Annotated in this window: 24 protein-coding genes; 10 read left to right on the top strand and 14 right to left on the bottom strand. The window is 35.7% G+C overall.

Going from position 1 to position 26761, the window contains the following annotated elements; genetic code table 11:
* The first annotated feature begins 113 nt into the window (after nt 1–113).
* Together AC07UM_RS18610 and AC07UM_RS18605 are read left to right on the top strand one after the other, a co-directional pair.
* The gene (locus AC07UM_RS18610; RefSeq protein WP_494681541.1) at nt 114–632 is read left to right on the top strand and encodes a HugZ family pyridoxamine 5'-phosphate oxidase; all 519 of its coding nucleotides are present in this window, start codon (nt 114–116) and stop codon (nt 630–632) included.
* Nucleotides 633–795: 163 nt separating this feature from the next.
* On the top strand, nt 796–1410 hold the full coding sequence (locus AC07UM_RS18605; protein WP_494681540.1) for a 4'-phosphopantetheinyl transferase superfamily protein: 615 nt from the start codon (nt 796–798) through the stop codon (nt 1408–1410).
* Here the strand turns inward: AC07UM_RS18605 and AC07UM_RS18600 are convergent.
* Nucleotides 1391–3661, bottom strand: a complete 2271-nt coding sequence (locus AC07UM_RS18600) for an FUSC family protein (protein ID WP_494681539.1) — start codon at nt 3659–3661, stop codon at nt 1391–1393. The genes AC07UM_RS18605 and AC07UM_RS18600 overlap by 20 nt on opposite strands.
* A gap of 211 nt (nt 3662–3872) precedes the next feature.
* On the opposite strand from AC07UM_RS18600, the gene blaCHM reads away from it, so the two are divergent.
* Nucleotides 3873–4628 (top strand): CHM family subclass B1 metallo-beta-lactamase, encoded by a 756-nt coding sequence (blaCHM, locus tag AC07UM_RS18595; protein ID WP_494681538.1) that lies wholly within the window; start codon nt 3873–3875, stop codon nt 4626–4628.
* A gap of 140 nt (nt 4629–4768) precedes the next feature.
* Here the strand turns inward: blaCHM and porV are convergent, their stop codons facing one another.
* Both porV and porU read right to left on the bottom strand, forming a co-directional pair.
* Nucleotides 4769–5932 (bottom strand): type IX secretion system outer membrane channel protein PorV, encoded by a 1164-nt coding sequence (gene porV / locus AC07UM_RS18590; protein ID WP_034699905.1) that lies wholly within the window; start codon nt 5930–5932, stop codon nt 4769–4771.
* A 59-nt stretch (nt 5933–5991) separates the two neighbouring features.
* Entirely contained in the window at nt 5992–9894 is a 3903-nt protein-coding gene (porU, locus tag AC07UM_RS18585; protein WP_494681537.1) for a type IX secretion system sortase PorU, read from the bottom strand.
* A 164-nt stretch (nt 9895–10058) separates the two neighbouring features.
* Between porU and gldJ the strand changes: the two genes are divergently transcribed.
* Complete coding sequence (gene gldJ, locus AC07UM_RS18580) at nt 10059–11660, top strand: gliding motility lipoprotein GldJ (RefSeq protein WP_494681536.1); 1602 nt, start codon at nt 10059–10061, stop codon at nt 11658–11660.
* A 155-nt stretch (nt 11661–11815) separates the two neighbouring features.
* Nucleotides 11816–13087, top strand: coding sequence for a UDP-N-acetylmuramoyl-tripeptide--D-alanyl-D-alanine ligase (locus AC07UM_RS18575; RefSeq protein WP_494681535.1), 1272 nt, complete (start codon nt 11816–11818; stop codon nt 13085–13087).
* A 110-nt stretch (nt 13088–13197) separates the two neighbouring features.
* Here AC07UM_RS18575 and AC07UM_RS18570 read toward each other — a convergent pair whose 3' ends face one another.
* Nucleotides 13198–13809: an NUDIX hydrolase gene (locus tag AC07UM_RS18570; RefSeq protein WP_494681534.1), complete on the bottom strand. Its 612-nt coding sequence runs from the start codon at nt 13807–13809 to the stop codon at nt 13198–13200.
* A 36-nt stretch (nt 13810–13845) separates the two neighbouring features.
* On the opposite strand from AC07UM_RS18570, the gene AC07UM_RS18565 reads away from it, so the two are divergent.
* Nucleotides 13846–14235: an SRPBCC family protein gene (locus tag AC07UM_RS18565; RefSeq protein ID WP_124533789.1), complete on the top strand. Its 390-nt coding sequence runs from the start codon at nt 13846–13848 to the stop codon at nt 14233–14235.
* Between the two features lie 178 nt (nt 14236–14413).
* Here the strand turns inward: AC07UM_RS18565 and AC07UM_RS18560 are convergent, their stop codons facing one another.
* The 6 genes from AC07UM_RS18560 to AC07UM_RS18535 form a co-directional block, all read right to left on the bottom strand.
* Nucleotides 14414–14827 carry a hypothetical protein gene (locus tag AC07UM_RS18560; RefSeq protein ID WP_494681533.1) on the bottom strand — a complete coding sequence of 138 codons (414 nt, stop codon included), beginning with the start codon at nt 14825–14827 and terminating at the stop codon, nt 14414–14416.
* A 47-nt stretch (nt 14828–14874) separates the two neighbouring features.
* A complete protein-coding gene (locus AC07UM_RS18555; RefSeq protein WP_494681532.1) occupies nt 14875–15264 on the bottom strand; it encodes a M15 family metallopeptidase in 390 nt (129 codons plus the stop codon).
* A 295-nt stretch (nt 15265–15559) separates the two neighbouring features.
* Complete coding sequence (locus tag AC07UM_RS18550; RefSeq protein ID WP_494681531.1) at nt 15560–15916, bottom strand: hypothetical protein; 357 nt, start codon at nt 15914–15916, stop codon at nt 15560–15562.
* Nucleotides 15917–15920: 4 nt separating this feature from the next.
* Complete coding sequence (locus tag AC07UM_RS18545) at nt 15921–16859, bottom strand: RHS repeat-associated core domain-containing protein (protein ID WP_494681530.1); 939 nt, start codon at nt 16857–16859, stop codon at nt 15921–15923.
* A 473-nt stretch (nt 16860–17332) separates the two neighbouring features.
* Nucleotides 17333–17881: a hypothetical protein gene (locus AC07UM_RS18540; RefSeq protein WP_494681529.1), complete on the bottom strand. Its 549-nt coding sequence runs from the start codon at nt 17879–17881 to the stop codon at nt 17333–17335.
* A gap of 218 nt (nt 17882–18099) precedes the next feature.
* A complete protein-coding gene (locus tag AC07UM_RS18535; RefSeq protein WP_494681528.1) occupies nt 18100–18315 on the bottom strand; it encodes a hypothetical protein in 216 nt (71 codons plus the stop codon).
* A gap of 32 nt (nt 18316–18347) precedes the next feature.
* On the opposite strand from AC07UM_RS18535, the gene AC07UM_RS18530 reads away from it, so the two are divergent.
* The gene (locus tag AC07UM_RS18530; protein WP_494681527.1) at nt 18348–18602 is read left to right on the top strand and encodes a helix-turn-helix domain-containing protein; all 255 of its coding nucleotides are present in this window, start codon (nt 18348–18350) and stop codon (nt 18600–18602) included.
* Between the two features lie 12 nt (nt 18603–18614).
* Here AC07UM_RS18530 and AC07UM_RS18525 read toward each other — a convergent pair whose 3' ends face one another.
* The 4 genes from AC07UM_RS18525 to mdlD all read right to left on the bottom strand — a co-directional run bounded on the left by AC07UM_RS18525 (nt 18615) and on the right by mdlD (nt 23091).
* Nucleotides 18615–19658, bottom strand: a complete 1044-nt coding sequence (locus AC07UM_RS18525; protein WP_494681526.1) for an anhydro-N-acetylmuramic acid kinase — start codon at nt 19656–19658, stop codon at nt 18615–18617.
* A gap of 11 nt (nt 19659–19669) precedes the next feature.
* Nucleotides 19670–20260, bottom strand: a complete 591-nt coding sequence (gene lptC, locus AC07UM_RS18520; RefSeq protein WP_103232933.1) for an LPS export ABC transporter periplasmic protein LptC — start codon at nt 20258–20260, stop codon at nt 19670–19672.
* A gap of 1 nt (nt 20261) precedes the next feature.
* A complete protein-coding gene (bamG, locus tag AC07UM_RS18515) occupies nt 20262–21575 on the bottom strand; it encodes a BamG family beta-barrel-assembly machinery protein (RefSeq protein WP_494681525.1) in 1314 nt (437 codons plus the stop codon).
* Between the two features lie 196 nt (nt 21576–21771).
* Entirely contained in the window at nt 21772–23091 is a 1320-nt protein-coding gene (gene mdlD, locus AC07UM_RS18510; RefSeq protein ID WP_494681524.1) for an NAD(P)-dependent benzaldehyde dehydrogenase MdlD, read from the bottom strand.
* Nucleotides 23092–23343: 252 nt separating this feature from the next.
* On the opposite strand from mdlD, the gene AC07UM_RS18505 reads away from it, so the two are divergent.
* The 3 genes from AC07UM_RS18505 (at nt 23344) to AC07UM_RS18495 (ending at nt 26756) form a co-directional block, all read left to right on the top strand.
* On the top strand, nt 23344–24462 hold the full coding sequence (locus tag AC07UM_RS18505; protein WP_494681523.1) for a DNA polymerase III subunit: 1119 nt from the start codon (nt 23344–23346) through the stop codon (nt 24460–24462).
* A gap of 355 nt (nt 24463–24817) precedes the next feature.
* Nucleotides 24818–25456 (top strand): TetR/AcrR family transcriptional regulator, encoded by a 639-nt coding sequence (locus tag AC07UM_RS18500; protein WP_494681522.1) that lies wholly within the window; start codon nt 24818–24820, stop codon nt 25454–25456.
* Nucleotides 25440–26756 carry a TolC family protein gene (locus AC07UM_RS18495; RefSeq protein ID WP_494681521.1) on the top strand — a complete coding sequence of 439 codons (1317 nt, stop codon included), beginning with the start codon at nt 25440–25442 and terminating at the stop codon, nt 26754–26756. The genes AC07UM_RS18500 and AC07UM_RS18495 overlap by 17 nt, the downstream gene beginning before the upstream one ends.
* Nucleotides 26757–26761 lie beyond the last annotated feature (5 nt).

The following is a 26761-nucleotide window of genomic DNA, read 5'->3' as shown; positions in this document are numbered from 1 at the left end:
TAAGATATAAAAACGGCAAAATTAAGTTCAGGTGTATGAGATTAAACATGAGTTAATATTATTTAGTCTTAATATAAATAGTTAATTTTAGCGGATAAAAAAATATATATATTATGAATCATAGTCATACAGAAAAGAGTGCTAAGCCTATTGCCCCAAAAGTACAGGAGCTCATCAATGCTTCCAAAAGTATCATCCTGGCTACAGTGGATGCTGAAGGAATTCCTAATTCCAGCTATGCCCCTTTTGTACAGGTGGAACAGACGTTTTATATCCTGGTATCTTTCATGGCAAAACATACAAAAAATCTTGCTGATGGAAGAAATGCCTCTATCATGTTTATTGAAGACGAATCTGCGACCAAACAAATCTATGCCCGCGAACGTCTGACTATTGAAGCAGCACCTTCTCAAATTGAAAGAGATTCTGAGGTATGGAATGAGGTAGTGGCTAAACTTAAAGAAACTCACGGAAAAGTAGTGGATGTTATTTCCGGAATGGGAGATTTTATTTTAATTGCTTTGCAGCCTGTAAAAGGATCTTATGTGAACGGATTTGGAAGTGCTTATTTTGTAGATGCCAATCTTGACATTGTAGAGCATAGAAATGATGCGAATCACCAATCTAAATAAATAAGCTGGGGACTGGGAGAAGGAAGCTTAAGGTTTATAAAGATTAATCAAATAAAGAATTTGTTTTTATAACGAGTAGCAACTTCCATCCTCTAGCTCCCATCTTCGTTTCTTCTTTTCCACTAATGGTTTCTTTTTAGTATTTTTGTCCAATAAAAAAAGAATGCCCCTTTACAGAGATTTTTCAGATGATAATGCCACGATCCTTGTTTGGAAATATGATGAGGATGAAGAGCTTGATATCAACGAACTTCTGGAGCCGGAGAATGCTGAAAAGGTGAAAGATTATCATCCTAAGAAACTCCTTGAAGTCCTGATGGTCCGTAAACTCCTGAAAGGACTAAAACCTCATTCTAAAATTTTATATAAAGAAAGAGAACCTTTTCTTTCTCCCAACGATGCGGAAATTTCCATTACGCATTCTTTTCCCTTTGCCGCCATTGCCATTTCTAAAAATAAAATAGGGATTGATGTCGAAAAATTCAACCCTAAGATTTTAAGGGTAATCGATAAATTCACCTATGAAAATGAGCGCGGATTCATTCCCGAAGATAAAGCCGATACTTTTTACACTATTATATGGAGTGTAAAGGAAAGCATGTACAAAATTCATCACTCAAAATATTGGTCTTTAAAGAAGAATTATGAGGTGAAATCTTTTGAGCTGAAGCATCTTCATAAAATAAGCTGCCGTGTATATGACGATCAGTTTTCAGATGAATTCAAGGCCAGGGTAGAGTTTTTTGACGACTACTGCTTTACGATTGTGGAGGAATAGGAGTAGGATCTGTTTCGTTTTTGTATTTTTCGATGACCTTTCTCTGTTCTTTTGCGACATCATAGATCAGCTCCAGAATGTCGAGGATATTTTTAAGCTCCGTCAAATGTGATATTTTGTCAGGATCTCTTCTGTCAACGATATCGTTTTCTTCAATCTCGGTTTTTCTTTTCAACAGCATATCTTCAATGGAAGAATCTTCCGGCTCAAGACGGCTTTCCATTTTCAGGGTTTCGTTCACATCATTTCCGTTGAGAAGGGTAGAGGTTTGCTGCATTTCTGCTTCAATTTTTCTGCTCCAGCTTTCGGCATCTATTTCAGGATATTCCTCATTACTTTTTGAATATTGAGATAACGAAGCGGTATAGGCTGTGATCAAATGGGATGTTGCTACAAACTGATGCACTACTTCCAGTTTTTTCTGCTGATTTTTAGGATCAGAAATCATTCTCTGAAAATTATCGGAAAGATTGGCCAAAGAAATGATGGCATTTTTTCTTTTTACTTTATACTCCTCAAGGTCAAAATTCCCCTGTAGGAACTTAGAAATTACACTCTGGAAATAGATAAGGTTATCTGCAGCAGACTTTTTCATCAGCTCCAGATTTTGGGTATGTTCCCAGACCGGCAATACAATATAAGACACTGCAAAAGCAATGATTCCCGCAATCGCTGTATCAACGATTCTGTCTTTAAAAATGATATTGACCTTTCCAGGATTTAAAAAATTAAAACTCAGGAAAACATAAATAGTCATGAATAATACTGCCCAGAAATACCGTCCTTTCAAAAAGCTGAAACACATGATCATACTGATGAGCAGGATAGCCAATAATACTCCGTTAATATGGATAAAATGCAGAATAACGTAAGCAATCGTTGCTCCGGCAATGGTTCCATAGAGACGAAGAAGATTTCGCTGTTTTGTAATGGAATAAGCAGGTTTTAAAATAGCCGTAATGGTAATTAATATCCAGTAAGTATGTCCCAGTCCCAGAAGGTCAAACATAGAGAAAAGGTACCCCAGCAATAAAGCGGTTGTAATTCTTATGGCGTGACGGAAATGGGAAGATGATAATGAAATATTATTTCTTAAAACCTTAGCATTCAGTTTAGGCTCATTAGGCATAAATTTTTTCAAATCTAATCCTGTGGATAAACTCTTCGCCAGTTTTATATTCTGAGAAAATACTTTATAGATCTCGTTGATTTCTTTCGTGATTTCATAGATACGCATCAGGATCTGACGCAGGATCATGAAGTTTTCCAGGTTGTCGGAAGACAGTTGTTTATTTCTAAGCTCGAAATAATTATAATTTAAGTTCTTTAATTCCAGTTCCAGATCGGACAGTGGTTTTGCTCTGGTTCCGCTTTGAAGGGCGATTCCTATATTGGTAATCTCTTCTGCCAAAAGATTGAGATAATCATGGATATTCACCAGAATCATACTGTCTTCGAAACTCTGCTGAAGTTTCTGATAATCACTTTCAGAAGTCATCAGTTTCTCATGAAGGTCCATAGAATTCAGGAACATCAGCATCAACAAACGGCTGGTAGTTGTAGATTCATTGACGATGGTTCTCGTTTTAAAAACCGTTTCTCTGGTATCTTCCTGCAGGTTTTTGATTGCAATCTGCTTCGCAATAACCTGAGTGGTCAGTTTATTAAAATCTGGATTTTTCTGGTAATAATTGGCTTTAATCTTTAAAAATTCAGCCAGCTGAAGATAATTTTCTCCAATCATCTGACTCGCCAGTTTATAAGGGCGTATGGTTGTTACAATAAGGAATATGAGTAAAAACCAGATACAGCCTGAAGCAAAGATCAGCAGACTTTTAAAGATATTACTTCCCGTAAGATGCCCGTCAATAAAGATCGCAAGGACAACCAGGGATAATGAGCCTACAGCAGCCAATCTTTGACCATAAACCCCAATGAGTGAGAAAAACATCCCGAATATAATAACCTCAAGAAGAACCAATATCTTAATATTCATCACAAGACTTGCAATGAGTGCCACAAAAACAAAACAGAAGATCGCAAAGGTAAGGGCATTTCTTCTTCGGATAAATGGACCGGGCTGATCCGTAAGGGCTACAAAGCTGGTTCCGAGAGGGAAGAGGAAGTATTCTTTCAAAATCCCGAAGTGGGCGAGGACTAGACAAGGCAGAACAGTAGCTAATGTAATTCTGATGGCAGAATATACATACTGACTGGTTACAAATTTTTTTAGTTCCGCCGAATAGTTCATATTACAAAAATAGTTATTGAATTTAAGAAAAGCGCCATAAAAAAGAGACTTTTATTAACTTAAATATTATATTTTTTAATGAGTCACTAACTATTTAAAAGTAAACAGAGAAACAAAAGTGGATTGAGGATTCACTTTAACATTTCCGCTGACCAATCATGTTTTATGAATTCTTACCTTAGCTTATCTCAACTCTTAAATATTCAGGCTCATGAAGATTAGTATTAATACTATAGCTGTCATTTTATTGTCTTTCATTATTCTAAGTTGCGGATCGCGGAATAAAGATGCCTTTAAAGCAAAAGAAATTTATAAATCCAATGAGCTGATCATTACTCAGATTTCAGAACATTCTTTTATTCATACTTCCTTCAAACAGACCCATGATTTCGGAAATGTACCTTGTAATGGATTGATTGTAAAAGATCGTGATGAAACTATTGTTTTTGATACTCCCACTCATGATAAAAGTTCTGAAGAGCTGATTAAATGGATTAATGAAAAACTCCATGCAAAAATCAATGCGGTTATTCCTACCCATTTCCATGATGATAGTTTAGGTGGATTGATGGCATTCCACAAGCATAATATTCCTTCTTATTCATATGCTAAAACAATTGAATTGGCCAAAGAAAATAATTTTGTTATTCCTGAAAACAGTTTCAATGATGCAGTTGTTCTGAAAGTAGGCGATCAAGAGGTCACTGCAAAATTTTTTGGGGAAGGCCATACAAAGGATAATGCAGTGGGGTATTTCCCAAGTGAAAATATTCTGTTTGGAGGCTGTTTGTTGAAAGAACTTGAGGCTGGCAAAGGATATTTGGGAGATGCTAATGTTTCTGCGTGGTCCAATACTGTTGAAAAAGTAAAAAAAGAATATCCCAATGTGAAAATCGTCGTTCCCGGGCATGGGGATTATGGGGATGGAAGACTTCTTGATTATACCATTACACTGTTTAAAGATTAATAGTGAATTTTTGCTTTGCAAAGTGAATGGTGAATGGTTGTAGTATGTGAAATTGACAAGCGCAGCGGATTGAAGATTCACCATTGACAAAAAAAGCCTCATTACGATGTATGAGGCTTTTTATATAGCTGTTGCTTTTATTAACGATCGTTATTGGATGTTTCTTCTCCAATGTTCCAGGTAAGACCGAAACGAAGAGTATTATCCAATGCACTGTTGATTTTAGACATATTGATCAGGTAAGAAAGATCAAGTCCGAAAGAACGGTATCTTAGTCCAACACCCGCTGTTGCAAACTGTCTTGCTCCCTGCTCTTCACTTTCATGGAAGTAACCTCCTCTTACAGAAAAAGCATTGTCATAAGAATATTCTAAAGCACCACTGTACATGATACTGTTTTTGTTTTTGAAAGATTTTCCAATACCAGCCATTGGCCCTACGTTAGGAATTTGATAAATAGGCTGTCTTGTATTAGGATCTATTCCTGCATATTCAGATCCAGGAACCAAAAGTTTTGAACCTTCTACAGAGATTCCTACTCTGTTCATATCATCCAGGTACATGTCATATCCAACCCCTAATCTTGCCATCGTCGGAAGATAAGATCTTGATTCTTCATTTCCTGTATAATCCAGTTTCGGACCTAAGTTCTGAATCGCCAAACCTGCATTTACCTTCCCATCATATCCACCAATACTGGAGAATCTTGGAGAAGTATAGTATCCTGAAACGTCTACTGCAAAACTGTTTGCAGCCTTAAGTGTAGTATCTGTGTTGAATCCTCCGGCTAAGTCTGAACGGATGAATCTACCGGTAACAGCACCAGAGAATGAATCGGAAAGCTTCAAAGCGTAGGCAACGTCAATTGAGAATTCGTTTGGTTTTGATGTACCCATTGATGCAATTTCTGTACCTACCAACTGAGTCAGGTCTACCTGTCCCATGTTGAAATAATAGATACTTGCAGAAATTGTAGATCTTTCTTCCTGCCCCAAGAACTTGTGGAACGAAGCATATAATAAGAATACATCATTGGTAAGTTTTCCCATGTAAGGTGTATAGTTAAGACCTACGGAAGAACTTGTTCTGCTGAAAGGATATTTAGCCGCATTCCAGAATTGAGAAAATGCATCCGGAGAGGTTACCACCCCTTGATCTCCCATACCTCCCGATCTCGCATCAGGAGCAATTCTTAGGAAAGGAGCTCCGGTAAGAACTGGGTTTACTTTACCTAAATCTTGCGAATAGCCTAAAAAACCAGCACTCAAACCAAATCCTAAAAGCAGTTTAGTAGTTAAATTCATATGTTGTCTTTTATATATTATCAGTTTTTTGTTAATATTATTGTCTATGTATTATTTAATTATTTCAAAAGTACCATTTTTTCTACAGCTGTAGCACTTCCTTTGCATTTTTCTTGATTTTGACTTTTTGCAAATATCTTAAAAATATACGTACCTTTTGCAACAGTAGCCCCAAAATCATCTCTTCCGTCCCATTCTATCGCCTGACGAGGGGTTCTAAAGCCCTGTAGGAACGGTTCTGCTACCACCGGTTGTGATAAAGTTCTTACCAATCTTCCCGTTATTGTATAAATTTGTACGTTCACATCCAGAATATCATCACAATTGTGTTCAAACTGAATATATGTTTTATTTGTAAATGGATTTGGCCAGTTCAGCGGACGGTTGATAGTCAGGTGCTGGTCAGATTCATCCTTAACTTCAAAATTTAACGTAGCGCTTGTCGAATTATTGTTTATGTCCCAAACTTTAAATGTCAATTGGTGTTGTCCGATTGACATATTTCTGAAAGGGTAGGTCACATTTCCTTTCTGATAGTCGGCAAGACTTGGGTTTAAACATCCGTTTCCTTCTCCAGGGGCATAAAAATCATTCAAAACAACGGTGTTGATAATCTGCCCGTCAAGGTATACGGTAATATCGTGACCGACTCCTGATCCGGTTGAATTAATTCCTGTATCATCTGTAAGACAAGCCAGAAGCATAGGGTTCTGATTGGTAATTCCACCATCTGCAAAGTTGGTGTTATTCATATACAGTTTTACCTTTGGCGGCTGGTTATCATTAATTCCGTTAGGGTTGATATCACCTACCTGTACAGCCTGGTTGTTGAAAACATCCGTAGACTTGTTGTCTGCGTAGGCTAGTATTCTTCCTTGACCTACTGCGTAGTTGATGTCTTTAGGAACGTAGAATTCGGCAGTGAATACACCGTTCACAGCAGTTCCGGCAGCTTTTACAATGGCGCTTCCTTCTTCAGTATAATCTAATACAGGAGACAAAACTCCATTGTTATTTAAAGTTTTCTTATTTAATCTCTTATCGAAAATATTGATGCTAACCTTTCCGTTGAAGGTACTGTTCAATGTTCCGTTCGTATTATTGACGTGTCCTTTTATTTTAACAAAATCCAAACCTCTTATCAATCCCGGAACAGGGGTTTCAATATTGTCGATGACCAGAAGTCTTTGTGGTCTGCTCAGTTTCATAGCAGGGTCACCCAATAAGTTTACCTTTAAGTGATTATTGTTGGGACCCTTTTGTTTTTTAGCAATTAAATGAGCATTTCCTAATGAGTTGAAATCGTCGTTGGTTAGCTTAAATATATTTTGAGTCAATGTATTGGTGAAGTCACGTCCGTAATCTACCCCAATGGCACGGCTGGAAGTAATCATTGTTGATGCACCTCCCTGTTTCATTTTAATAAACTGTTCTCCTACAGAGTTGGTTGAAGGCTCATCCCATAAAGTAAATTCACAGGTGATGGTAGATACAAACGGGAACCTACTGTATACATTGGAGAAGTTATTGGCATTCTGAACCTCAGTACTTGTCAATACTCTTTCCTGTGCCCAGCCGTTGATTCCTCCATGTCCGAAATAGAAAAGGTATAAGCTGTTTCCTATAGCATTGGAAATAGCCTGGTTTACCTGTGGATATCTTCGGCCTCCGGATGTACTCTGAGCGGTAAAGGCATCCAGATATAATTTTTTAACATTATATTCTTTCAGGTCTGTCTGGCCAGGTTGTTCAAATATACTAACCAGAGAGCTGTTCATGACATTGTGGAAAGGACTTCCTCCTTCATTATTATCATCCACTACGAAGTCAAGTCTCATACGCCAGTCTCCGAAAGGACTTGATTGTCCCTGAAGAGAATTATAATAAGCCAGCGTTTTATTGATCATATCTCCAGCTTCACTGGTATTCGCGGCTGGAATTCTACCAACAGGCAGATCCGGTAAATTATTTTCAATTAATAATGTGGTTTGCGGCTTGGTCATTACAATATAATCATCCGTTACAAATGATGATACATAATCTGAAGACTGCTCACTCTGGTAGCTGGCAACAACATTTGTATTATTAGGAATCCTATTTTTATAATCAAATGAAGCATCCCCCAGAATAAATACATACTGAAGTCTTCCAAGAGGAGTATTAAGTTTACTTACGAAGTCTCTTACAGCAGTAAGATCTTTGCTTCCGCTGCCATATTCTTCATAGATCTTGTTAACGTCTACAATTTCTACCTTATAATTATGATTGGTCTGGTGGTAGCTGGCAAGTCTTTGTGCCTGGCCCATCATTTCAGGTACAGTAAGGATAAGGTAATCTACATTTTGTAAAGCAGAAAGATTCTGATTCGAAATTCTTCCTACAAACTGAGGACTGAAAGCAGCATCAGCACGGAAAGCCACAAATTCATTATTGAAATTCTGATCAGCGGCAGTATAGGCAAAGTTGAAAGAACCGGCTCCTCCTTTATTCACCCTTTTAGTAGCATTTGTAATATCCGTTACATCCCATACCTGTTCAATATTAGCAGCGTTGCTAATGCTGAAACCATAATCTGTATTGCTTCCACTTACAATCGAATAATCTCTGAAATTCATCTGCGAACCATTGAAAGCCAGATTTTCCTTATACTGAACTTCTACATAATCAAAATAGAAAGTTCCGTTAGGGTTTTTGGAAATATCAGGGTTTAAAACCATTGTAATCTGGTTCCCGGTAAGATTGGTAAGAGAACCTGTATAGGTTACAGGATAGAAGGTATACTGATATGTTGATGTATCGGAAGGAATCGTTTGCAGTGGGTGCGGATTTAAATTATTGATTTTAAAATCAATTGTATTCTGTTGTGAATTATAAGCAACCACCTGTGTTCTGTATCGTACAACATCATTCGCCTGTATGGGCGAATTGGTAGTAAACGTTATTGTTTTTTCATTGTTGAAAGGAGTGTCCTCTACCCATGTTCTTCCCACTTTCAACAGATTTTTCTGATCTTTGTTGATCACCTGATAATTGTCGTATCTTGTAATTACCTGGGCAGGAAGAGTTCCATCAACCGTTGGAACCCTTTTACCGGAACCTTTGTCAAAGTTGATATAGTAATAAGAGAAATCCTCATATATATTTTTGACATTATTGCTTCTTTCGCTGAATCGGGTATCTTTTCTTTTAAAACCATTTCCATTGGAAGTGTCATAAAGATTGTATCCATCAGGTCCCTGTGCATAGAAAAGGGCGTAATCATTATCATTCCATACGCCATCATCTTCACCTACTACCTGAATGGCATTTTCCTGTAAAGCTCCGTATCTGGCATCCTGGTTAAACTCAGGAAGCATTACACCTCCGTTTCCATAGATTCTGAAATTTTTAGGATTTACAGAACCAGGATTGATTCCGTTATCTTTTAAAAATTGAGAGGTAATTTTGAATACTCCGGACTTGTCTACTTTTATTTTGTAGAAATTTCCACTTGATAATGGGTTAATGTTAGATCCTATTTTACTGACAGTGCCTGTAGTATTGACAAATGCGGAGGCTTCTGAAACATTAAATGAGGATAATCTCTGAACACGGCCTTTTACATTTTTAAATAAAGCGATACTCACACTTGCATAGCTGTCTCCATCTAAATTATAATAAGCAACATCTGCCACATCATAACTGGGAAGACTGCCCTTATCCAGTTCAAATAAATCCTGATTGGAAACGTTTTCCCAGACAAGGTCTGAAATTTTTAATTGCTTTTCTCCAATTTTTTGCTTGGTTACTATAAAAACATTATTTTGGTTGAAAGAAAAACCTTCATTTTTAAAATTTGGAAGATTCAATTTTGTGTCACCAAAATCCTGAATTTTAGAGCCACTCCATTCTATGGTGTTTCTCTGGGCGTAAAGTGTTGATGCAAAAGCGATTAAAGATAAAAGCGTAATTTTTCGTTTCATGTTTACTATTGAAATTGCTAAATTACAAAATAAATGAAAATTTTAGAATTAAATTGCGATACAATAAAATTAATTTGTTAACGTTTTTCAAAAAAATCAAATGTTTACTTGATTTATTGAATAATTTATTTTTTCTTTGTACTTTGAAAATATTTATATCAACTATGAAAAAACTAAAGTTGTTTTCATTAATAGCATTAAGTTCTACACTTGCATTAACCAGCTGTGGCGGATCAGGAACCAGCAAGGGTGGCGGTACCAAAAAATTTGTCAGCAAAACAGGTTGGAAACCAAACGAGAAACAAGGTTGGTTTTTTGCAGGAAAGCAACAGAAGCAGAAGGGGTGGCCTGGAATGGTATATGTAGAAGGTGGAACTTTTACGATGGGATTAGTGAAAGATGATGTTATGCACGATTGGAATAACACACCTCGCAGAATGCAGGTAAGCTCATTCTTTATCGGAGAAACTGAAATTACTAACTACGAATACCGCGAATACCTGACATGGTTGAAGTATGTATTCCCACCAAGTGACCCGAGCTTTAAGGAGATCTATAACGGTGCTTTACCGGATACCTTATTATGGGACAACAAATTAGCTAGAAACGATTATAATGAAACGTATTTGCGTTCTCCGGAATTCGATTACTATCCAGTTGTAGGAGTTTCTTGGACACAGGCAAACAGATACTGTGAATGGCTGACAGACAGAGCGAACGAAAAAGCTTTGATGCAGTCTGGTATTATTGCTAAAGATTTGTATATCAACGAATCCAATAACCAAGGAGGAACTGCATTCAACATGGATAAATTCAAATCGAATGATCCTGAAATGCAGGGATATATTAATGAGAAAAGAATGCAGCAAAAAACTGGTATGAAAACTACAAACCAGAGATTGCTTGCAGCCAACAGAGCTCCAAATTCTGCAATGGTACAGAAGTTCAGACTTCCTACCGAAGTAGAATGGGAATATGCAGCTCTTGGTATGGCAAAAACCAGAGAATATAACCAATACTTAGGTAAAAAACCTGAAATCGAAAGATTAAGAGGTACTAAAGGAAGAGACAGAGGAATGTTCCTTGAAAACTTTAAAATGGGTAAAGGGGATTATTCTGGTATCTCAGGATGGAAGAACGATGGTTCTGCACAAACTTCTGATGTAAGAAAGTATCCATCTAATGATCTTGGTGTGTATGGTATGTTCGGTAACGTTTCAGAATGGACTGCCGATGTTTACAGACCGATCATTGATGAGGATTACAGTGATTTCAACTACTATAGAGGAAATATGCCTCAAGCGATCGTAAGAAACGGTGACGGAACTTATAAAATGATCGACGAAGGTACTATCAAGTATGATACTTTGGCTGACGGAAGATTAGTGTATAAAGGACTTCCTGGACAATTCGAAAGACAGACTATCGCTGACTACAGAAACTACAGAGATGGTGACAGACAATCTTCTTTAGAATATTACAGAGCTTCAGATTCTGCTGCAGGATTTGATATGTATAACGCTCCTAAAACAAGTTTCGTTGTAGATGGAACGGGTAGAGTGAAGCTACAGAAAGATACTAAAGAAAGAACTTCTGGAATTTCTAACGAGGTTAGAGTAGTAAAAGGTGGTTCTTGGCAGGATACAGCGTATTGGCTGGACCCGGGACAAAGAAGATATAAAAATCAAAACAGAGCTTATGGTTGGGTAGGATTCCGTGTTGCACAGGATGCCAGAACTAACGATAAGAGTAGAACTAGAAGATAATATTTATCAAAAAATACTTATAAAAAACCTTCCGGATTTCCGGAAGGTTTTTTTATTTTTGAACCATGAAATCGCTTTGGTTAAAAAATCTAAAATACTCATATAGATTTGGCGATTGCATGTGACCTCTTTAAAAAATATATATATATTTCCACATGAATATAGAACAGTTTTATCCTTTATTTCTGCAGGCCGCAAAAGTGACTATTGATAGCAGAAAAATAGCAGAGAATGATATTTTCTTCGCCTTTTCCGGGGAGAATTTCAATGCGGCTACCTTAGCGGAAAAAGCCATTGATGATGGAGCTTTGGCTGTAATTGTTGAACTTCCGGAATTTGAAAACAGAGATAAAAATATTTTCTATGTTCCGTCTACCCTTGAGTTTTTGCAGCAGCTGTCTCTCTATCACAGAAGCAAGCTTACCATTCCTTTTATAGGACTTACAGGAAGTAATGGAAAGACCACCACAAAAGAATTGATTCATGCTGTTCTCTCAGAAAAATTTAATGTTCAGTACACATCTGGGAATCTGAATAATCACATCGGAGTTCCTTTGACGATTCTTTCCATTAAACCAGAACACGAAATAGCTGTGATAGAAATGGGAGCCAATCATCAGAAAGAAATAGAATTTCTATGTACCCTCTCTCAACCTGATTTCGGATATATTACCAATTTTGGGAAAGCTCATTTAGAAGGCTTCGGAGGTTTCGAAGGAGTGATTAAAGGCAAGTCTGAGCTTTATGCTTATCTTAAAAACAATCATAGAACCATTGTTGTTAACGAGAACGATCCTATTCAGATTGAAAAAACTGAAAACTATTCTCCTAAGATTACTTTTGGAAAAGAAACATCCGATTACAATTTTGAATCTTTTTCGGAAGAGCATTTTGTAGGATTAACTTATCAGGGAGTAAAAGCTGTTTCAAAACTGACAGGAGAATACAATTTTACCAATCTCTGTGCAGCAGCAAGTCTTGGACTTCATTTCGGAATCAGTTTTGAAAAAATACAACATGCTCTGGAATTGTATACACCGACCAATATGAGATCGCAGGTGGTGAAAAAAGAGGGGAGAACCCTGGTTCTGGATACCTATAATGCCAACCCAAGCTCTATGACTGCTTCATTGAATAATTTCATCAGTTTTGAAGGCCGTAAAACCATTATTATCGGAGATATGCTTGAACTGGGTGATGAAAGCGAGAAAGAGCACCAAAACATCTTAAAACTGGCTCAGGATCTGAATTTCGATGAAATTATTACTGTAGGAAAGCATTTTAAGGCAGTTAATTCTTCAGATCTTGCTTTTGAAAATACAACAGTATTGATGGAATATTTAAAACAGAATAAAATTCAATCTGAAAACATATTGTTGAAAGGATCCAGAGGAATTGCCCTTGAGAAACTGATTGACTTTGTATAGATTTCAGAAATTGATGGAGTGTACATCAAAAAAATATAGCTGTAGGGGAGAACGGTTCAGAATAGCAAAATGAGTCTCCCTTTTCCAGCTTCCGGTTTTTAATATTAAATTTATTTAATCTTTAAATCCCAGAATTCTTGTACAATGAGTTGAATATTTTTGAAAGTGCTCGGAAATACTTCATTCTCAATCTGTGATGTCGTTTTCCAGGCTACTTCAGTAATGCCCTCTTCTATTTGAGGCTTGGAAGTGTCTTCTCCATCGAAGCTCATTTCAAACCAATGGGTGCATTTTAAGATTTTCTCACCATTTCTTTCTATATAAATATGATAGGTGGTATTGATGAATTTTAGAAGTTCAACATCTTTAAGACCGGTTTCCTCTTCTATTTCACGTACTGCAGACTCTTCTCTGGATTCTCCTTTTTCCATTTTCCCCTTGGGAAGATCCCATTTACCAAGTCTTTTGATGAAAAGAATCTTACCTTCAGGATTATTGACAAGGCCTCCTGCTGCTTCTATAATTCTGAAAAGCTTTTGGAATTCCTGCCAGATTTCGTCCAAATTCTCACCATATACATTCAGTTCCTGCACAGAAGTATTCTCCAAAAGATCAAGAGCGATCTCTAAAGTCGTATAATTTTCATACCCAAGCTTTTTTTCAAGTTCTTCAGGATGCTTAGATATTAATAATTTTTTTTCGTTGATAAAAACTTTATACATTTGTAAGAGTTAAGAATTTAAATACAAAAATAAAAAATGAATTTAGAAGGACGAAAGATTATTGTCAATAAATCATCTAAAGAGCTTACCGAATTGCTAAAATCACCTGAAAATTACAAAGATTTTATGCCGGATGGTCTTCAAAAGTTTGAAACAAGAGATAACGGATTTAAATTTGGATTACAAGGAATGCCGGAAATCGCGTTAAAAATAGATGAAGTAGATGATCAAAAGGCTGTTTTAAGATCTGCAAGTTCAAGCTTGGATTTTACATTAACAGCAACTTTAAACCCAATTAGTGAAAATCAGACTGAAGTTCAGATGTTGTTTGAAGGGAAATTTAATCCTTTCATCAAAATGATGGTAGAAAAACCATTACAGAACTTTATCAATACGCTTACCGATAAGATCGAAGCTTATAAATAATAAAAAAAACCTTCAAAAATGAAGGTTTTTTGTTGTTATACAATTCCTAAAAAATGATCACAGAGGAGTGATCCAATCCTTTCTTGTGGTTAAAAATAATAGAAAATCGACTATTTAAAAGTCATATTGTCATGATAAAATCACTGGCTAAAGCTAATTGCTCCCCTTTGATTGGCTTTTATTGTATTTCAAAAGGAACAATTCCTTTAAATTCTTTAAAAATATCTATATGTTCTTTTGGATTATTTGATAACAATTGTCCTTCATAATCAATATTGTATTTTATTGTATTTGCCAAAATCAGATCATCTTTACTATTTACGCTTTTGAGATCATCTTTGTACTTATACCTTTTTTCTGTCACTTCAATTTTTGCAGGATAAAATTTATAAATCAGCTCTGCTTGACCCGTTTCCCCATATATGCTAATCTTACTTTCGTAAATCCTTTTACTTCTATAGGTAACTATTGCTTCTGTTCCCTCAGAACTAATGCCCTCAATACTATAAGTAATTACAGTATCTTTTTTTATTAAGTCATTTTGACTTAAGGATACTTTTTCAGAACTTGTAGTACTATTACTGTCCTTCATATTGCAATTTATTAATGTCAATAATAAAAATGTTAGTATTATATTTCTCATTGTCTTAATATCTTAATATTGGTAATCCATTTTTTAGGCAAAGCCTGTAATTGTTTTAATGTTTTTCCTTGTAAATTTTGAAAATGCGGTCTATCTAAAAATTTCCATCTGCCACCCCATTCAAGCCCTCTATTTTCCCCTATCTGACCAATTGAATTCCAATTCTTAGTTTCCCAATTTAATTTTCTATTTTCCATAGGAACTACATCAACAGCTAATCCAAAATTGTGATTACTTTGCCCTCCTTTTGCTTTTGTCACAATGCTTCCAGGTGCTGTTCTACCTTTTGCATATAACTTATTCTGCTCTTCAACTGATCTAAAACCATCTGTTATCCTTAAATCTACATCAAATCTATATTTTGCCATTAATATGAATGATTTCATTTGATTTTGGATGGAAGGATGAAAAGAATTAATTTTTTTATTTGTAGATTCACTACCAGTACTAATGCCCCTGAGTGGAGTATCTGTAATTAGGAGATAGTGTACCATTAAGATCTAACTCTCCTCCAAACCCTAACCAAAATGGATAATAGTTCGTAGTCCTGTCAATTTTCAGGTTACTGGAAGCATCTTTATAATATGCCAGTCTGATGTTTCCTGATCCGTATTTCCAAAACAGGCCTATAAAACAACTTTTTAACTAAGCCTCAATAAGTAACTTCATTTCTTAATGGGATTATTGTTTACAGACATACAAGCCTTTGACATTGTCAGAATAGTATAATTTATGATGAGAAGGTAGTGTAAAATTATCCACACCCATCAAGTAGTTATTTCCATCATTTTGATGAGGAATAGTAAATTCAGACATTATAATAGTATATTTTTTACCTTTATTAATTTTCGCTCCCTCATTACAAATGTCTTTTTTATAAGAGAAAAAATAATCTACTTTTCTCGTTTTTAAATTTTTAAATTTAAAAACATACGATTTTTCAAATTCAATGACTTTCTTTATTTTTATCTCAATTTTTTGTTGACCATAAAGAAATGAATTTAAAATGAGTACTGGAATTAATGTAAAATTTTTCATTTTTTTAATTTCTTAATCTAATATCTTTTGCAGTTGCAACAGGAACCTTAATAATGCTTGTCACTGTTTTTCTCTTGTGTGGTTCCCCATTGCTTTTAATTAGCGGTTTTGTTTTTGTCACATTAATGTAAGTCGTTACTGTTCCAAATTTAGTTCCTCCAATGGTCGCATCCACAGAATCTATGGTTTGTGATACAGTATAATTATTATGAATAGGATCTAATCGTTTTGCTGCATTATGCGCATTAAGGTATGGTTTTTCACTCAAATCTCCTCCAATTCCAAACCCAGGCGCTCCGGGGTTATTTTTTCCTGCAATATAGGATTCAAGAATTTCATGTAACACAGTTCCTCCTTTTGGCCGTCCAGTAGTATTTTCAATTATTTCTGCTTGATTCGGATTCATAATTTGATTTGTTTGAACAATGCCATTGTCATCTATTTCACTTCCACCAAAGGCTCCTCCTAAAATAGGTGTATTATCAACACTATTTGAACTTGTGGCATCTAAATTGACCACAACAGAAGAATCATTTGTTGCTTCTAATAACTTTAATTCAGCATCTGTTGCTGTTGCACCGCTTTTAATACTTCCCCTAACTTTCCCTTTTGAATCCATTTGTAGATTAAGATTTCCCGCTTTTGCTTGAAGCTGTTCAAACGCTTTATCTTTAAGATCTCCTGAAAGTATTACATCTTTGTTTCGCATACCATCTGGGTCAATAAATCTAATAGGATTGTTATACGCATAAGCGTAAGTACTCCATCTTCTGGAAATCTCTGCCAATGGATCCAAAACTCCCCACCGTCCAATATCTGACATATACATTCTCGCTCCATAATCACTCCATCCTGTTTCCGTTTGTTTCTCCTTCTCCTGAGTAGAGTGTTTATAGTCTGGAGATATCGAAAGAGAGGTTCCTAAATAGTCTCCAAACTCCAATCCAAAAGGATAATAATGGGTAGTTCTGTCTACCTTAAGGTTTCCAGAAGCATCTTTGTAATACGCTAATCTGATGTTTCCTACCTGATCTGTATAGTTGTAAATATTGATTTTTCTTCAAAGAAGTAAAACAGATAGTCTTTATGGCTACTTGTTTTTATATATCTTTCGTGGGAACCAATTTTCTTGAAAGTCTCAAAAAGGGAAAGTCTTCGGTTATGGTTTATCTTATAGATTCCAATCTTGTCTTAATATTGCTCCGAAAGCAAAACAAATAATTAAAAAAATAAATAATAAACTATTAAAAAGATAGTTTTTCCTTTTACTATTATATTTGTAGATCAGATAAAAATTAAATGCCAGTAAGAGTATAATCACTGGAGTGAATTCTAAAAAGTAGTCATACTGAAAATATAATAATAGGGCTGCATAAACTAGGGAAATAATTAGAATAATTTGTGTAAGTTTTTTCATTAGTGATTATTTTTAGTTTTACTGATTTCTTTTTTAACAATTTCTGTTACTCTTTTACTTAATTCATTATCAATACTTTTATGGTTTGATTTAGGAGCATGGATATTGGAAATTTTTGTTGTTTTATTACTACTTGTAGGTTTTACTTTTTCTCCACCATAAAAATCTTTTGTTTGATAGTAGTTAATTTCCTTTGATACATTCGATGGTATTTTAGTGTCTGAATACCAATCCATAATATCTAAAGTAACCATCAAGTCTACTTTTAACTCTTTATTTTCATTTACTTTTTCGACAAGGTTGTCTCCTCGTAAACTATGCCCAACAGCAGCAACTATACCGTCAGGATGATTTTTATTAAAACTAGAGATTGTAGAATTTATATCATCTTTTGTGTTTTCATTTTGAGAAGAATCAAAAATCACTACTTTAGTATCTTTACTACTTAACTGATTTAAAGCTCCAAGGCCTTTTGTATCAACAGAACCGTCTCCTCGATTTTGGGCTTGTGTATAGCCTTTTTTAGTGTCTCCGGTATGTCCCTGCACTACACTAAATTTTTAAATCCATCACTTTTTCTAAAATCTACAGGCTCTAAACCTTCCAATTCTTTTGCATCAACTACTCTATTTCCACTAAAAGCATAGGTAGACCAAGTGTTATATTTTTCACTTAACGGATCCACATTAAAAAACATTCCCATTACAGCATAATAATTCCTCCATCTGTAGGAGCTCCAGCCTGTTTCCTGTTGTTTCTCCTGTCCCTATGTGGAATATTTATAGTTTGCAGATATCGAAAGAGAAGTTCCCAAGTAGTCTCCAAACTCCAATCCAAAAGGATAATAATGGGTAGTTCTGTCTACCTTAAGGTTTCCGGAAGCATATTTGTAATACGCTAATCTGATGTTTCCTACCTGATCGGTATAATTGTAAATATACTTATTTTGAACGAAGTCATAATAGCCTTCTGAGGTCGGCACAAAACTTAATACATTATTAGCATACTGCGTAAGTGAAATATATTGAAGAAAATAAAAACTCAGAATTAAAGGGAAGAATACCTATCGAATTAGGTAATCGGGTAAGAACATTTCGTGAAAAGAAAAAACTTTCACAAACAGAACTTGCTATGATGATAGGGAAGGATAGACAGTATCTTTATAAGATTGAAAAGGGAAAGGTTACTTCCAGTATTTTCACTATTTCTGTTATAGCTTATGCACTTGATATTTCCTTAGCCGAGTTAGTAAATGAAATAAATCTATGAAAGTAAGTTTATCTATACAATGATCCCCGAGCAGTGATCATAGGAGCTTCCTGTGGCGGAAGACAATACATTCACTTCATTATTTATTTTTAACACCCCCATAAAGGCGAAGATCAAAGCTTCCTTATAATCGATGATCTCTTTTTCAGGAATGATGACTTCGGATTTTGTTTTTGCTCTTATTTTTTCAATTAAAAAAGAGTTATAAGTGCCCCCTCCGGTGATAAGGATATCTTTTATATTGTTCTTATTGATGACATGTGCGATTTGCTGGGCACAGTGCTCTGTAAAAGTGGCAAGGGCATCTAAAATTTCGATATTCTCAAGAGCCGGAAAAACATGTTGATGGCACCATTCTATTCCTAATGATTTCGGATGTGATTGCTGATAGAAATCTAAATTGTTAAGCTCATCAAGTAAAGCTTCATGTATTTTTCCTTTTTTTGCAAGTTCTCCGTTTTCATCAAAACTTTTATGGAGCTTTTTCGCTAAATGATTCAACACAATATTAACAGGAGCAATATCAAAAGCGATCCTTTTTCCGTCTGACTGTAAAGAAATATTGGAAAATCCACCAAGATTCAGACAAGCACTGTATTTTGAAAAAAGCAATTCATCCCCTATGGGAACCAGTGGAGCTCCGTTTCCTTTCAGCAGGACGTCCTGACTTCTGAAATCATAGATGACAGGTATTCCGGTTTTCAGTTTGATTGCTCTGCCGTCACCTACCTGCAGCGTAAATTTTCTCTGAGGCTGATGAAAAACGGTATGGCCATGGGATGCGATCAGACTGATATTTTCAAGCCGATGCTGATGCATAAATTCTTTAACCTGCTCTCCCAGATAAAAGCCATATTCTGAATGCAGTTCCAGTAGGTCTTCAGCAGAAAGGTGAATGGAGTTTTTGAGTCTGTTTTCCCAATCTTCAGAATAAGGTAATGTCTCGGCTTTCAGGATTTGAAAGGTCCATTTGTCCTGTTTTTCAAATGCTGCAAGACAGATATCCAAACCATCCAGACTCGTCCCGGACATCAGTCCAATAGCAAGAGCTTTCATTCTTCTTGGATTTATTTTTTGTTCTCGGAAATTCTTTTTGAACTGAAATCTCCTGAGTTGTTATAGAACGTATATTCTGAAAAATCATCTTTAGCAGTCATTCCATTGGCACCCACTAGAGTAGAGCCGTCTTCCATGGTGACATACACCGTATCTTTAGTATAGATTCTGTTCTTTCTTTGGTCCCAATAAATACTCTGCATCGCAAATCTCTGTCCTTCATTGGTTTTTATTCTTACATCACCTTTGGCTTCGTAGAATTTTTTGTATTCAAAGATTCTGGCGTATTTGGCTGTAATCCTTCCCGGAACTTTAGGTTTCTTTTTATCAAAAAACTCGATATCAATTCCTTTTCTGGCTACAACATACGGGCTGTCGATAAGCTCATATTTTTCAATGATGGGTGCTTTGGCTTTTAAGGTGACAAAGCCAGAGTCGCGCTGTATAATATTGGCGTTGTTGATAATCTGTGAAGGGAAGTTTTTACTTTGACTGCCATTTCTTTTGGTAAGATCCTCTTCACAGGATGTCAATATAAAAAATATAGCACAACTAAAAAGGCATGCTATATTTTTATATGATATTTTTTCTGAAAAATTCATTCTAGTTATAAAGAGTCTTTCTGAACCATTTATCAGCAAAATTAAAGCCGATTTTCAGGTTGATGAAATTCTGATTGATCAGGTTGTTGCTAAGAGTTCCTCTTTTTCCAACTTCTACTCCTATTTCAAGACCACTCATTCTTGTGATACTGCTGTTTTTGAATGGAAGCATTACCCCTCCGGAGATACCGAATTTGTTGATGCTTGTTCCATCCAGATTAAGATTTCCTCTTTCATAGAAAGCCCCATATCTATAGACTACCCTTGAGAAGTAGCTTCTGAAGTTGTTATAGTTAGGAAGGTACCATCCACCGGCAGAAATTCTGTAGCTATCCTGGAAATCAAAAGTTTTACCAAAATAAGCGATGTTTTCTCCTTTTTTATAATCAACCTGTCCAGATACAAACCAATGGTTTTCACTTCCATATCCAACCCCTACGGATGCCTGTAATGGAAGAAGGTTTTTAGATTTTGTATTCTGTTGTTCTATAATTGTTTCTGATCCGGTAACCTTTGTCGTTTCCTGAGCATCAGAATATCTGTAGGTACTGTTGATGTATTCAGTAGTCATATTACTCGTGTTACCAAATGTAGCAGTAGCTCCTACTGTAAACTTCTTGTCAGTACGTGTATTTAAAGTCTGATAACTTGTACCAAGGGTAAAGTTAAAGTTTCTGATTCTGTTTTTAGTCTGATAACCATTCACGTATTCACCAGCATAACTACCTGTGGCAGCATTATAAGCACGGAATTCGTTAAGGTCGCTAAGATCTCCAAAATAAAGGTTGGCTCTTGCCCCCACAGAAAGTTCCTGATTGATTTTATAAGAAACTGCTACCTGTGCGGTGTTCAAAGTTCCGCTTCCTTTAAAGTTATTTTTATAAAGAGGAGTCTTATCGTCAGCAAATTGCTCAGTTACAATATCGTAGCTTTTAGAACTGTATGGCTGATAAGAGATTCCCATTTTTACTTTTGAAGATAACGGAAATGCCAACGAAATACTGGAAAGGTACGTAGAATGCTTTGTAGATTTCATATCGTTAAAGTTCGATTTGAAATAATTGTTTTCATTGGTAGCCTCCAATCTGATACTCGTAAGTTCGAAATTGGCATTGTTCGCCGGGTTGGCAAAATTGAAACTACTGGTAAAATCACTGATAAAAGCAGTAGATATACCTCCCATAGAAGCAGTTTCGATCGTATTATCATATTTCACATCTCCAATTCCATAAGTTGCATAAGGTGAGTTGCTTAGACTCTGTGCGTTCAGAAAATATCCAACTGATATGAATGATACTACAAAGATTTTTTTCATTCTTTATTTTTAAAATAATGCGCAAATATCTTAAATATTAATGAATTGTAAAAATTATATGTGGTTAAAGTTTGTTAAGGGCCTTCCTTTAAAAGAAAAATGCAAATTTTTATCAATAAAAATAGTAATTCTGCTATACAAAAAAGACTGTTCTATGATGAACAGTCTCGGTTTATACAGAGTATTATATCTATTATTATTTTACCTGAAGAACAGAACGGCTGTGGCTAAAACTTTCAAAACTGAATTTACCATGATATTTTCCCATTCCTGAAGTTCCTACCCCTCCAAAAGGCAAATAATGAGAACCCACATGGATGATAGTACTGTTGATTTCCGCATCTCCGCTCGTCGTATGATTGAGAACATAATCTGCAAACTCCTGATTTTCCGTGAAAACATATAAAGCTAATGGTTTAGGTCGATTATTGATTTCTTCCAAGGCCTCTTCAATGTCATTATACGTCATAATAGGAAGGATAGGACCGAAAATTTCCTGCTGCATAATCTGATCATCCCAGGTAACATTATCCATTACAGTCGCTTCAAAATGACGGGTTTCAAGATCATAATGCCCTCCATAGATTACTTTTTCAGGAGCCGCTTCCAGGTAGCCTGCAAGGTGCTTCATCTGGTTTTGACTTACAATTTTTCCGATTTTCCCTAGAGAATTACCTTCATAAGTGGTTTCTAAATTTGCTTTAAACTTTTCGATAAATGCATCTTTTATAGATTCATGGATATAAATATAGTCCGGAGCAACACATGTCTGGCCGCAATTGATCCATTTTCCATACGATATTCTTGCCACTGCTTTATCCAGATCTGCATCTTTATGAACAATAGTAGGAGATTTTCCTCCAAGTTCCAGCGCCAATGGAATTAATTGTTCTGCAGCAGCTTTCATCACGATTTTTCCAACATTCGGACTTCCTGTAAAGAAGATATAATCAAAAGGAAAGCTCAATAAGAGGGTGTTTTCCTCAATAGCTCCCTGAATAACCGCTACATAAGATTCGTCAAAAGATTCATTGACAATTTGCTCAAGAACTTTTGCAACGTGAGGGGTATTTTCCGAAGGTTTTATAATCGCGGTATTTCCTGAAATCAGAGCTCCGATAAGCGGACTGAAAGTCAGCTGAACAGGGTAGTTGAATGGGCCAATAATATAAGTAACACCGTAAGGTTGATAGGTTATCTTGCTCTCAACTTCTGCTCCTGATGGATGTGGTTTTGAAAGTACGGGAGTCGGTTTTGCCCACTCATCAATATTCTCAAGAAGATAATCAAGTTCACTGATGACAATTTGAATTTCCACATACTCTGCTTCCTTTCTGCTTTTCCCCAAATCGATGGATAAAGCTTCGCAAAGATCGTCCGTATGCTGTAAAAATACGTCACGGAATTTTCTTAACTGGGTTTTTCTGAATTCAATATCTTTAGTCTGATTCGTTTTGAAAAAAGCCTTCTGTTTCTGAAATACACTTTTGATTTTTTGTTCTAAATCTTTGTTCATTGGTTTATGATTTTACTATTAGAGTATAAGTTGAAATGGTAATGTAATTTACGAGAAATTTTACTTCGCAAATATATTGGTTAAAATTAAATTTTACACAATTTAATTTTTAATTTTATTCTAACGCCATTATTGATATTACCTATCATAGAATAGATAGTGTGAACCTTCAGGAATTAATGATCTGTAGTTTTATGCATTTTAAGCAGACTTAATTTTATAAATTGAAATAAGATTTTTTATCTTTGAAACATGAATTGGGAGAACATCGCCGGACAGACGAATCTGAAAAAACTTCTTAGAGAAAGCATTGCCGAAAACAGAGTGAGCCATGCCCAGCTTTTTGTAGGAAAGGAGGGATATGGAACTCTACCTATGGTATTAGCCTATGCACGGGAAATTTTAAGTCAGGAAAATGAACATGCTGCAGCGAAAGTTGAGCATCTCAATCACCTGGACCTGCATTTCAGCTTTCCTGTTTTTACAGATAATAAAAATTCTTTAAGCAAGAATAAATTTGAAGAGTTCAGAGAAATGATACTGGCTTCTCCTTATGCAAGCTATGATGACTGGACGGCTTTTTTAGAATCCGAAAATAAACAGCTTTTTATTTCAGCAGATGAGATTGATGATCAAAATCAAAAATTCTCACTAAAAAGTTATGAAGGAGGAACTAAAATCCTTATTGTCTGGAGAGCCGATAAAATGAATATTGCCGCTTCCAACAAGTTTTTGAAATTTTTGGAAGAGCCGCCGGCTAAAACGATCATTCTTCTTACTGCAGAAAGTACAAATGATATACTTCCTACCATTCTTTCCAGAACACAGGTGGTAGAAATCCCAAGAATCAATGATGAAGATATTGAAAGGCACCTTAAAACAAAATTATCTGTTACGGAGGATAAAATAAGAGAAATTGTTCATGAGGCACAGGGAGATCTGAATGATGCGGTAAAGCTTGTTAATTCGGGAGATAAAACCAACGAATTTGAAAAGCTTTTTGTACAATGGGTGAGAGATGCCTTTATGGTGAAAAAGAAACCGGAATATCTTAGGAGTATTATTCTTTGGGCGAGAGAGATTGCAGGATGGAACAGAGAAAAACAGAAGAATTTCCTGAATTACTGTTCTGAAATTTTCAGATTGGCACTCCTTCAGAATTACCAGTCCGAAAATCTGGTATATAAAAAGATCAATGCCAATGGCTTCAACTGGGCTGGATTTTCGAAATTTATCAGTGGTGCTAATATTGAAAGTATTTTAGAAGAAATCAATACCGCAGATCTGCATCTGACCCGAAACGGAAATCCTAAAATTGTCTGGACCGATCTGGGCATAAAATTATCAAGATATATTCACAAAAGCACATAATAAAACTCCGGTAACATTACCGGAGTTTTTGTTTTTATATAAAGACTTCTACTCAGTTTTTTTGTCTTTTCCTGAGCATAGCTCAATGTGAAAAAGCTAGCGCTGCAATTGAAATTATTTTTTTCGTCGTCTCAATTTTTAAGGTTGATCAATGTAAACCTTTTTTGATTCATTTCCGTAATCTCAGATAAACGGAGGTATTACTGCGGTTTCTTGTGATAAATACAGGATTACCTGTTATTCCGATATATAATTATAGAAATAGTCTTTTGTTTACAATCAATTAAATCTATATTAAATAATCAATCAATCGTTTGATTTCAACAAAAACTTATGTAAATTTGCGCCCTGAAAAATGAACACTAACATGATTTCAAAAGAAGAAAATATATTGTTTGCGGCCGAGAAGCTCTTTGCAGAAAAGGGGTTCGAAGGAACTTCCACCCGGGAAATAGCAAAGGCTGCTAATGTAAATATCTCTATGATCTCATATTATTTTGGCTCTAAGGAAAAACTTTATGAGAAATTAGTGGAATACAGAATGAATGAAGGTCAGTTTTTTTCAAAAGATCTTTTGGGAAGAACAGATATCAACGAATGGCAGAAGATTGAAAGAGTAATCGATCAGTTTTCTAACAAGATCCGAACTCAAAAATGCTTTTACAGGATTATGCAGCGAGAGCAGCTGCATAGTAAAAATCCTCAGATTGTAGAATTTTTGAAGCAAACTAAAATGGGATTTCTTTCTATGTATTCACAAATATTGGAAAGCGGTCTTAAAAATGGAATTTTTACCAAAAACCCACCTATTTATCTGCTTCATTCTACCGTAAGCGGAACTCTGTTTTATGCATTCAATGCCAAAGAGATGTATAAAGAATTCCTGAACGAAACAGAAGATGAGGAGGCATTTGACGAAAAATACTATACAGAACTTAATAAACATATAAAATATTTACTAAAAGACCTTTTAGGTTATGAAGAGAATAAATAACTCAGTGATTGCATTATCACTATTCGTAGGAATAGCAAATGCAAATGCTCAGGAGAAAAAAACACTTTCTCTTGACGAAGCCGTTCAGCTGGGAATCCAGAACAGCAAGAATCTCAAGATTGATGCAGCCAAGATCGAAGAGGCTACCGCTGATCTTCTGGAAGCGAAAAACAAACAGTTACCAGAGTTGAAAGTGTCAGGAAGTTACATGTACCTTCCGATAAAGCCCAATGTTGATATTAAACTTCCTGGGCTTTCAGGAGGAGCAGGCGGCCCTGAAGTACATCAGGTACTATATGGTTCAGCTAATCTTAGCGTTCCTATCTACAGCGGAGGAAGAATCAGATATGGGATACAGTCAGCTAAATATTTGGTGGAAGCGTCAAAACTAAGTACTGAGAACGATAAAACTGCTATTGCTTATAATGTTGCCCAGGCTTATAACAATCTATTTAAAGCCAATCAGGCGATCAAAGTTTTTGAAGAAAACCTGTCTGCTTCTCAAAAAAGAGATGAAACCTTCCTTAAAATGGAGAATAATGGTTTGATCGCCAGAAATGACAGATTAAAAGCAAATCTTCAGACTTCAAATATTGAACTTCAGTTGTTGGAAGCTAAAAATAATTACAATATTGCCAATATCAATATGGATTTATTACTTGGTATTCCTGAAACGACAGAGATTGAAGTAGATCAGAATTATATTGAAGAAGGAACAGAGGTAAAACCTGTTGATTTCTATGTTACTGAGGCCAGAGAAAACCGTAAAGACTTACAGGCTTTAGCACAGCAGAGAAAAGCAGCAGAATTGGGCACCAAATCGGCAAAAGCAGAAAACCTTCCTTCTATAGCATTTACCGGAGGGTATGTAGCAGCAGATATTCCTAAATTTCTTACGGTCTACAATGCCGTCAATGTTGGGATTGGAGTTTCTTATAATTTATCCAATATCTGGAAAGAAAATTCTTCATTGAGACAGTACAAAGCGAGAGAGAAGCAACTGGCAGCTACTGATGAATTATTGAATGACAACATTAAACTTGAGGTGAACAGAGAATATCAGAACACAGACTATTCAAAAAAGAGAATTGTCGTTTTCGAAAAAACTGCTGAACAGGCTAATGAGAATTATAGAATTACAAAGAATAAATATGATAACGGTCTTGCAACCATGACCGAATTGCTGGATGCAGACGCCGCTCAGATCGCGGCCAACGTTGGCGTGATCAATGCTAAGGCAGATGCTGCACTGGCATACAGAAAACTATTACAGACAACAGGAACTTTAACAATTAAATAATCAGA

This window comes from Chryseobacterium sp. GW821-FHT04C04 (assembly GCF_059420365.1).
Note: the sequence above shows the minus strand (reverse complement) of the source record. Positions and strands in the feature narration are given on the sequence as shown.

Bases quoted from the DNA above. Each gene is read 5' to 3' on its own strand.
- AC07UM_RS18610 (WP_494681541.1), top strand. From the start codon at position 114: ATGAATCATAGTCATACAGAAAAGAGTGCTAAGCCTATTGCCCCAAAA.
- AC07UM_RS18605 (WP_494681540.1), top strand. From the start codon at position 796: ATGCCCCTTTACAGAGATTTTTCAGATGATAATGCCACGATCCTTGTT.
- AC07UM_RS18600 (WP_494681539.1), bottom strand. From the start codon at position 3,661: ATGAACTATTCGGCGGAACTAAAAAAATTTGTAACCAGTCAGTATGTA.
- blaCHM (WP_494681538.1), top strand. From the start codon at position 3,873: ATGAAGATTAGTATTAATACTATAGCTGTCATTTTATTGTCTTTCATT.
- porV (WP_034699905.1), bottom strand. From the start codon at position 5,932: ATGAATTTAACTACTAAACTGCTTTTAGGATTTGGTTTGAGTGCTGGT.
- porU (WP_494681537.1), bottom strand. From the start codon at position 9,894: ATGAAACGAAAAATTACGCTTTTATCTTTAATCGCTTTTGCATCAACA.
- gldJ (WP_494681536.1), top strand. From the start codon at position 10,059: ATGAAAAAACTAAAGTTGTTTTCATTAATAGCATTAAGTTCTACACTT.
- AC07UM_RS18575 (WP_494681535.1), top strand. From the start codon at position 11,816: ATGAATATAGAACAGTTTTATCCTTTATTTCTGCAGGCCGCAAAAGTG.
- AC07UM_RS18570 (WP_494681534.1), bottom strand. From the start codon at position 13,809: ATGTATAAAGTTTTTATCAACGAAAAAAAATTATTAATATCTAAGCAT.
- AC07UM_RS18565 (WP_124533789.1), top strand. From the start codon at position 13,846: ATGAATTTAGAAGGACGAAAGATTATTGTCAATAAATCATCTAAAGAG.
- AC07UM_RS18560 (WP_494681533.1), bottom strand. From the start codon at position 14,827: ATGAAGGACAGTAATAGTACTACAAGTTCTGAAAAAGTATCCTTAAGT.
- AC07UM_RS18555 (WP_494681532.1), bottom strand. From the start codon at position 15,264: ATGAAATCATTCATATTAATGGCAAAATATAGATTTGATGTAGATTTA.
- AC07UM_RS18550 (WP_494681531.1), bottom strand. From the start codon at position 15,916: ATGAAAAATTTTACATTAATTCCAGTACTCATTTTAAATTCATTTCTT.
- AC07UM_RS18525 (WP_494681526.1), bottom strand. From the start codon at position 19,658: ATGAAAGCTCTTGCTATTGGACTGATGTCCGGGACGAGTCTGGATGGT.
- lptC (WP_103232933.1), bottom strand. From the start codon at position 20,260: ATGAATTTTTCAGAAAAAATATCATATAAAAATATAGCATGCCTTTTT.
- bamG (WP_494681525.1), bottom strand. From the start codon at position 21,575: ATGAAAAAAATCTTTGTAGTATCATTCATATCAGTTGGATATTTTCTG.
- mdlD (WP_494681524.1), bottom strand. From the start codon at position 23,091: ATGAACAAAGATTTAGAACAAAAAATCAAAAGTGTATTTCAGAAACAG.
- AC07UM_RS18505 (WP_494681523.1), top strand. From the start codon at position 23,344: ATGAATTGGGAGAACATCGCCGGACAGACGAATCTGAAAAAACTTCTT.
- AC07UM_RS18500 (WP_494681522.1), top strand. From the start codon at position 24,818: ATGAACACTAACATGATTTCAAAAGAAGAAAATATATTGTTTGCGGCC.
- AC07UM_RS18495 (WP_494681521.1), top strand. From the start codon at position 25,440: ATGAAGAGAATAAATAACTCAGTGATTGCATTATCACTATTCGTAGGA.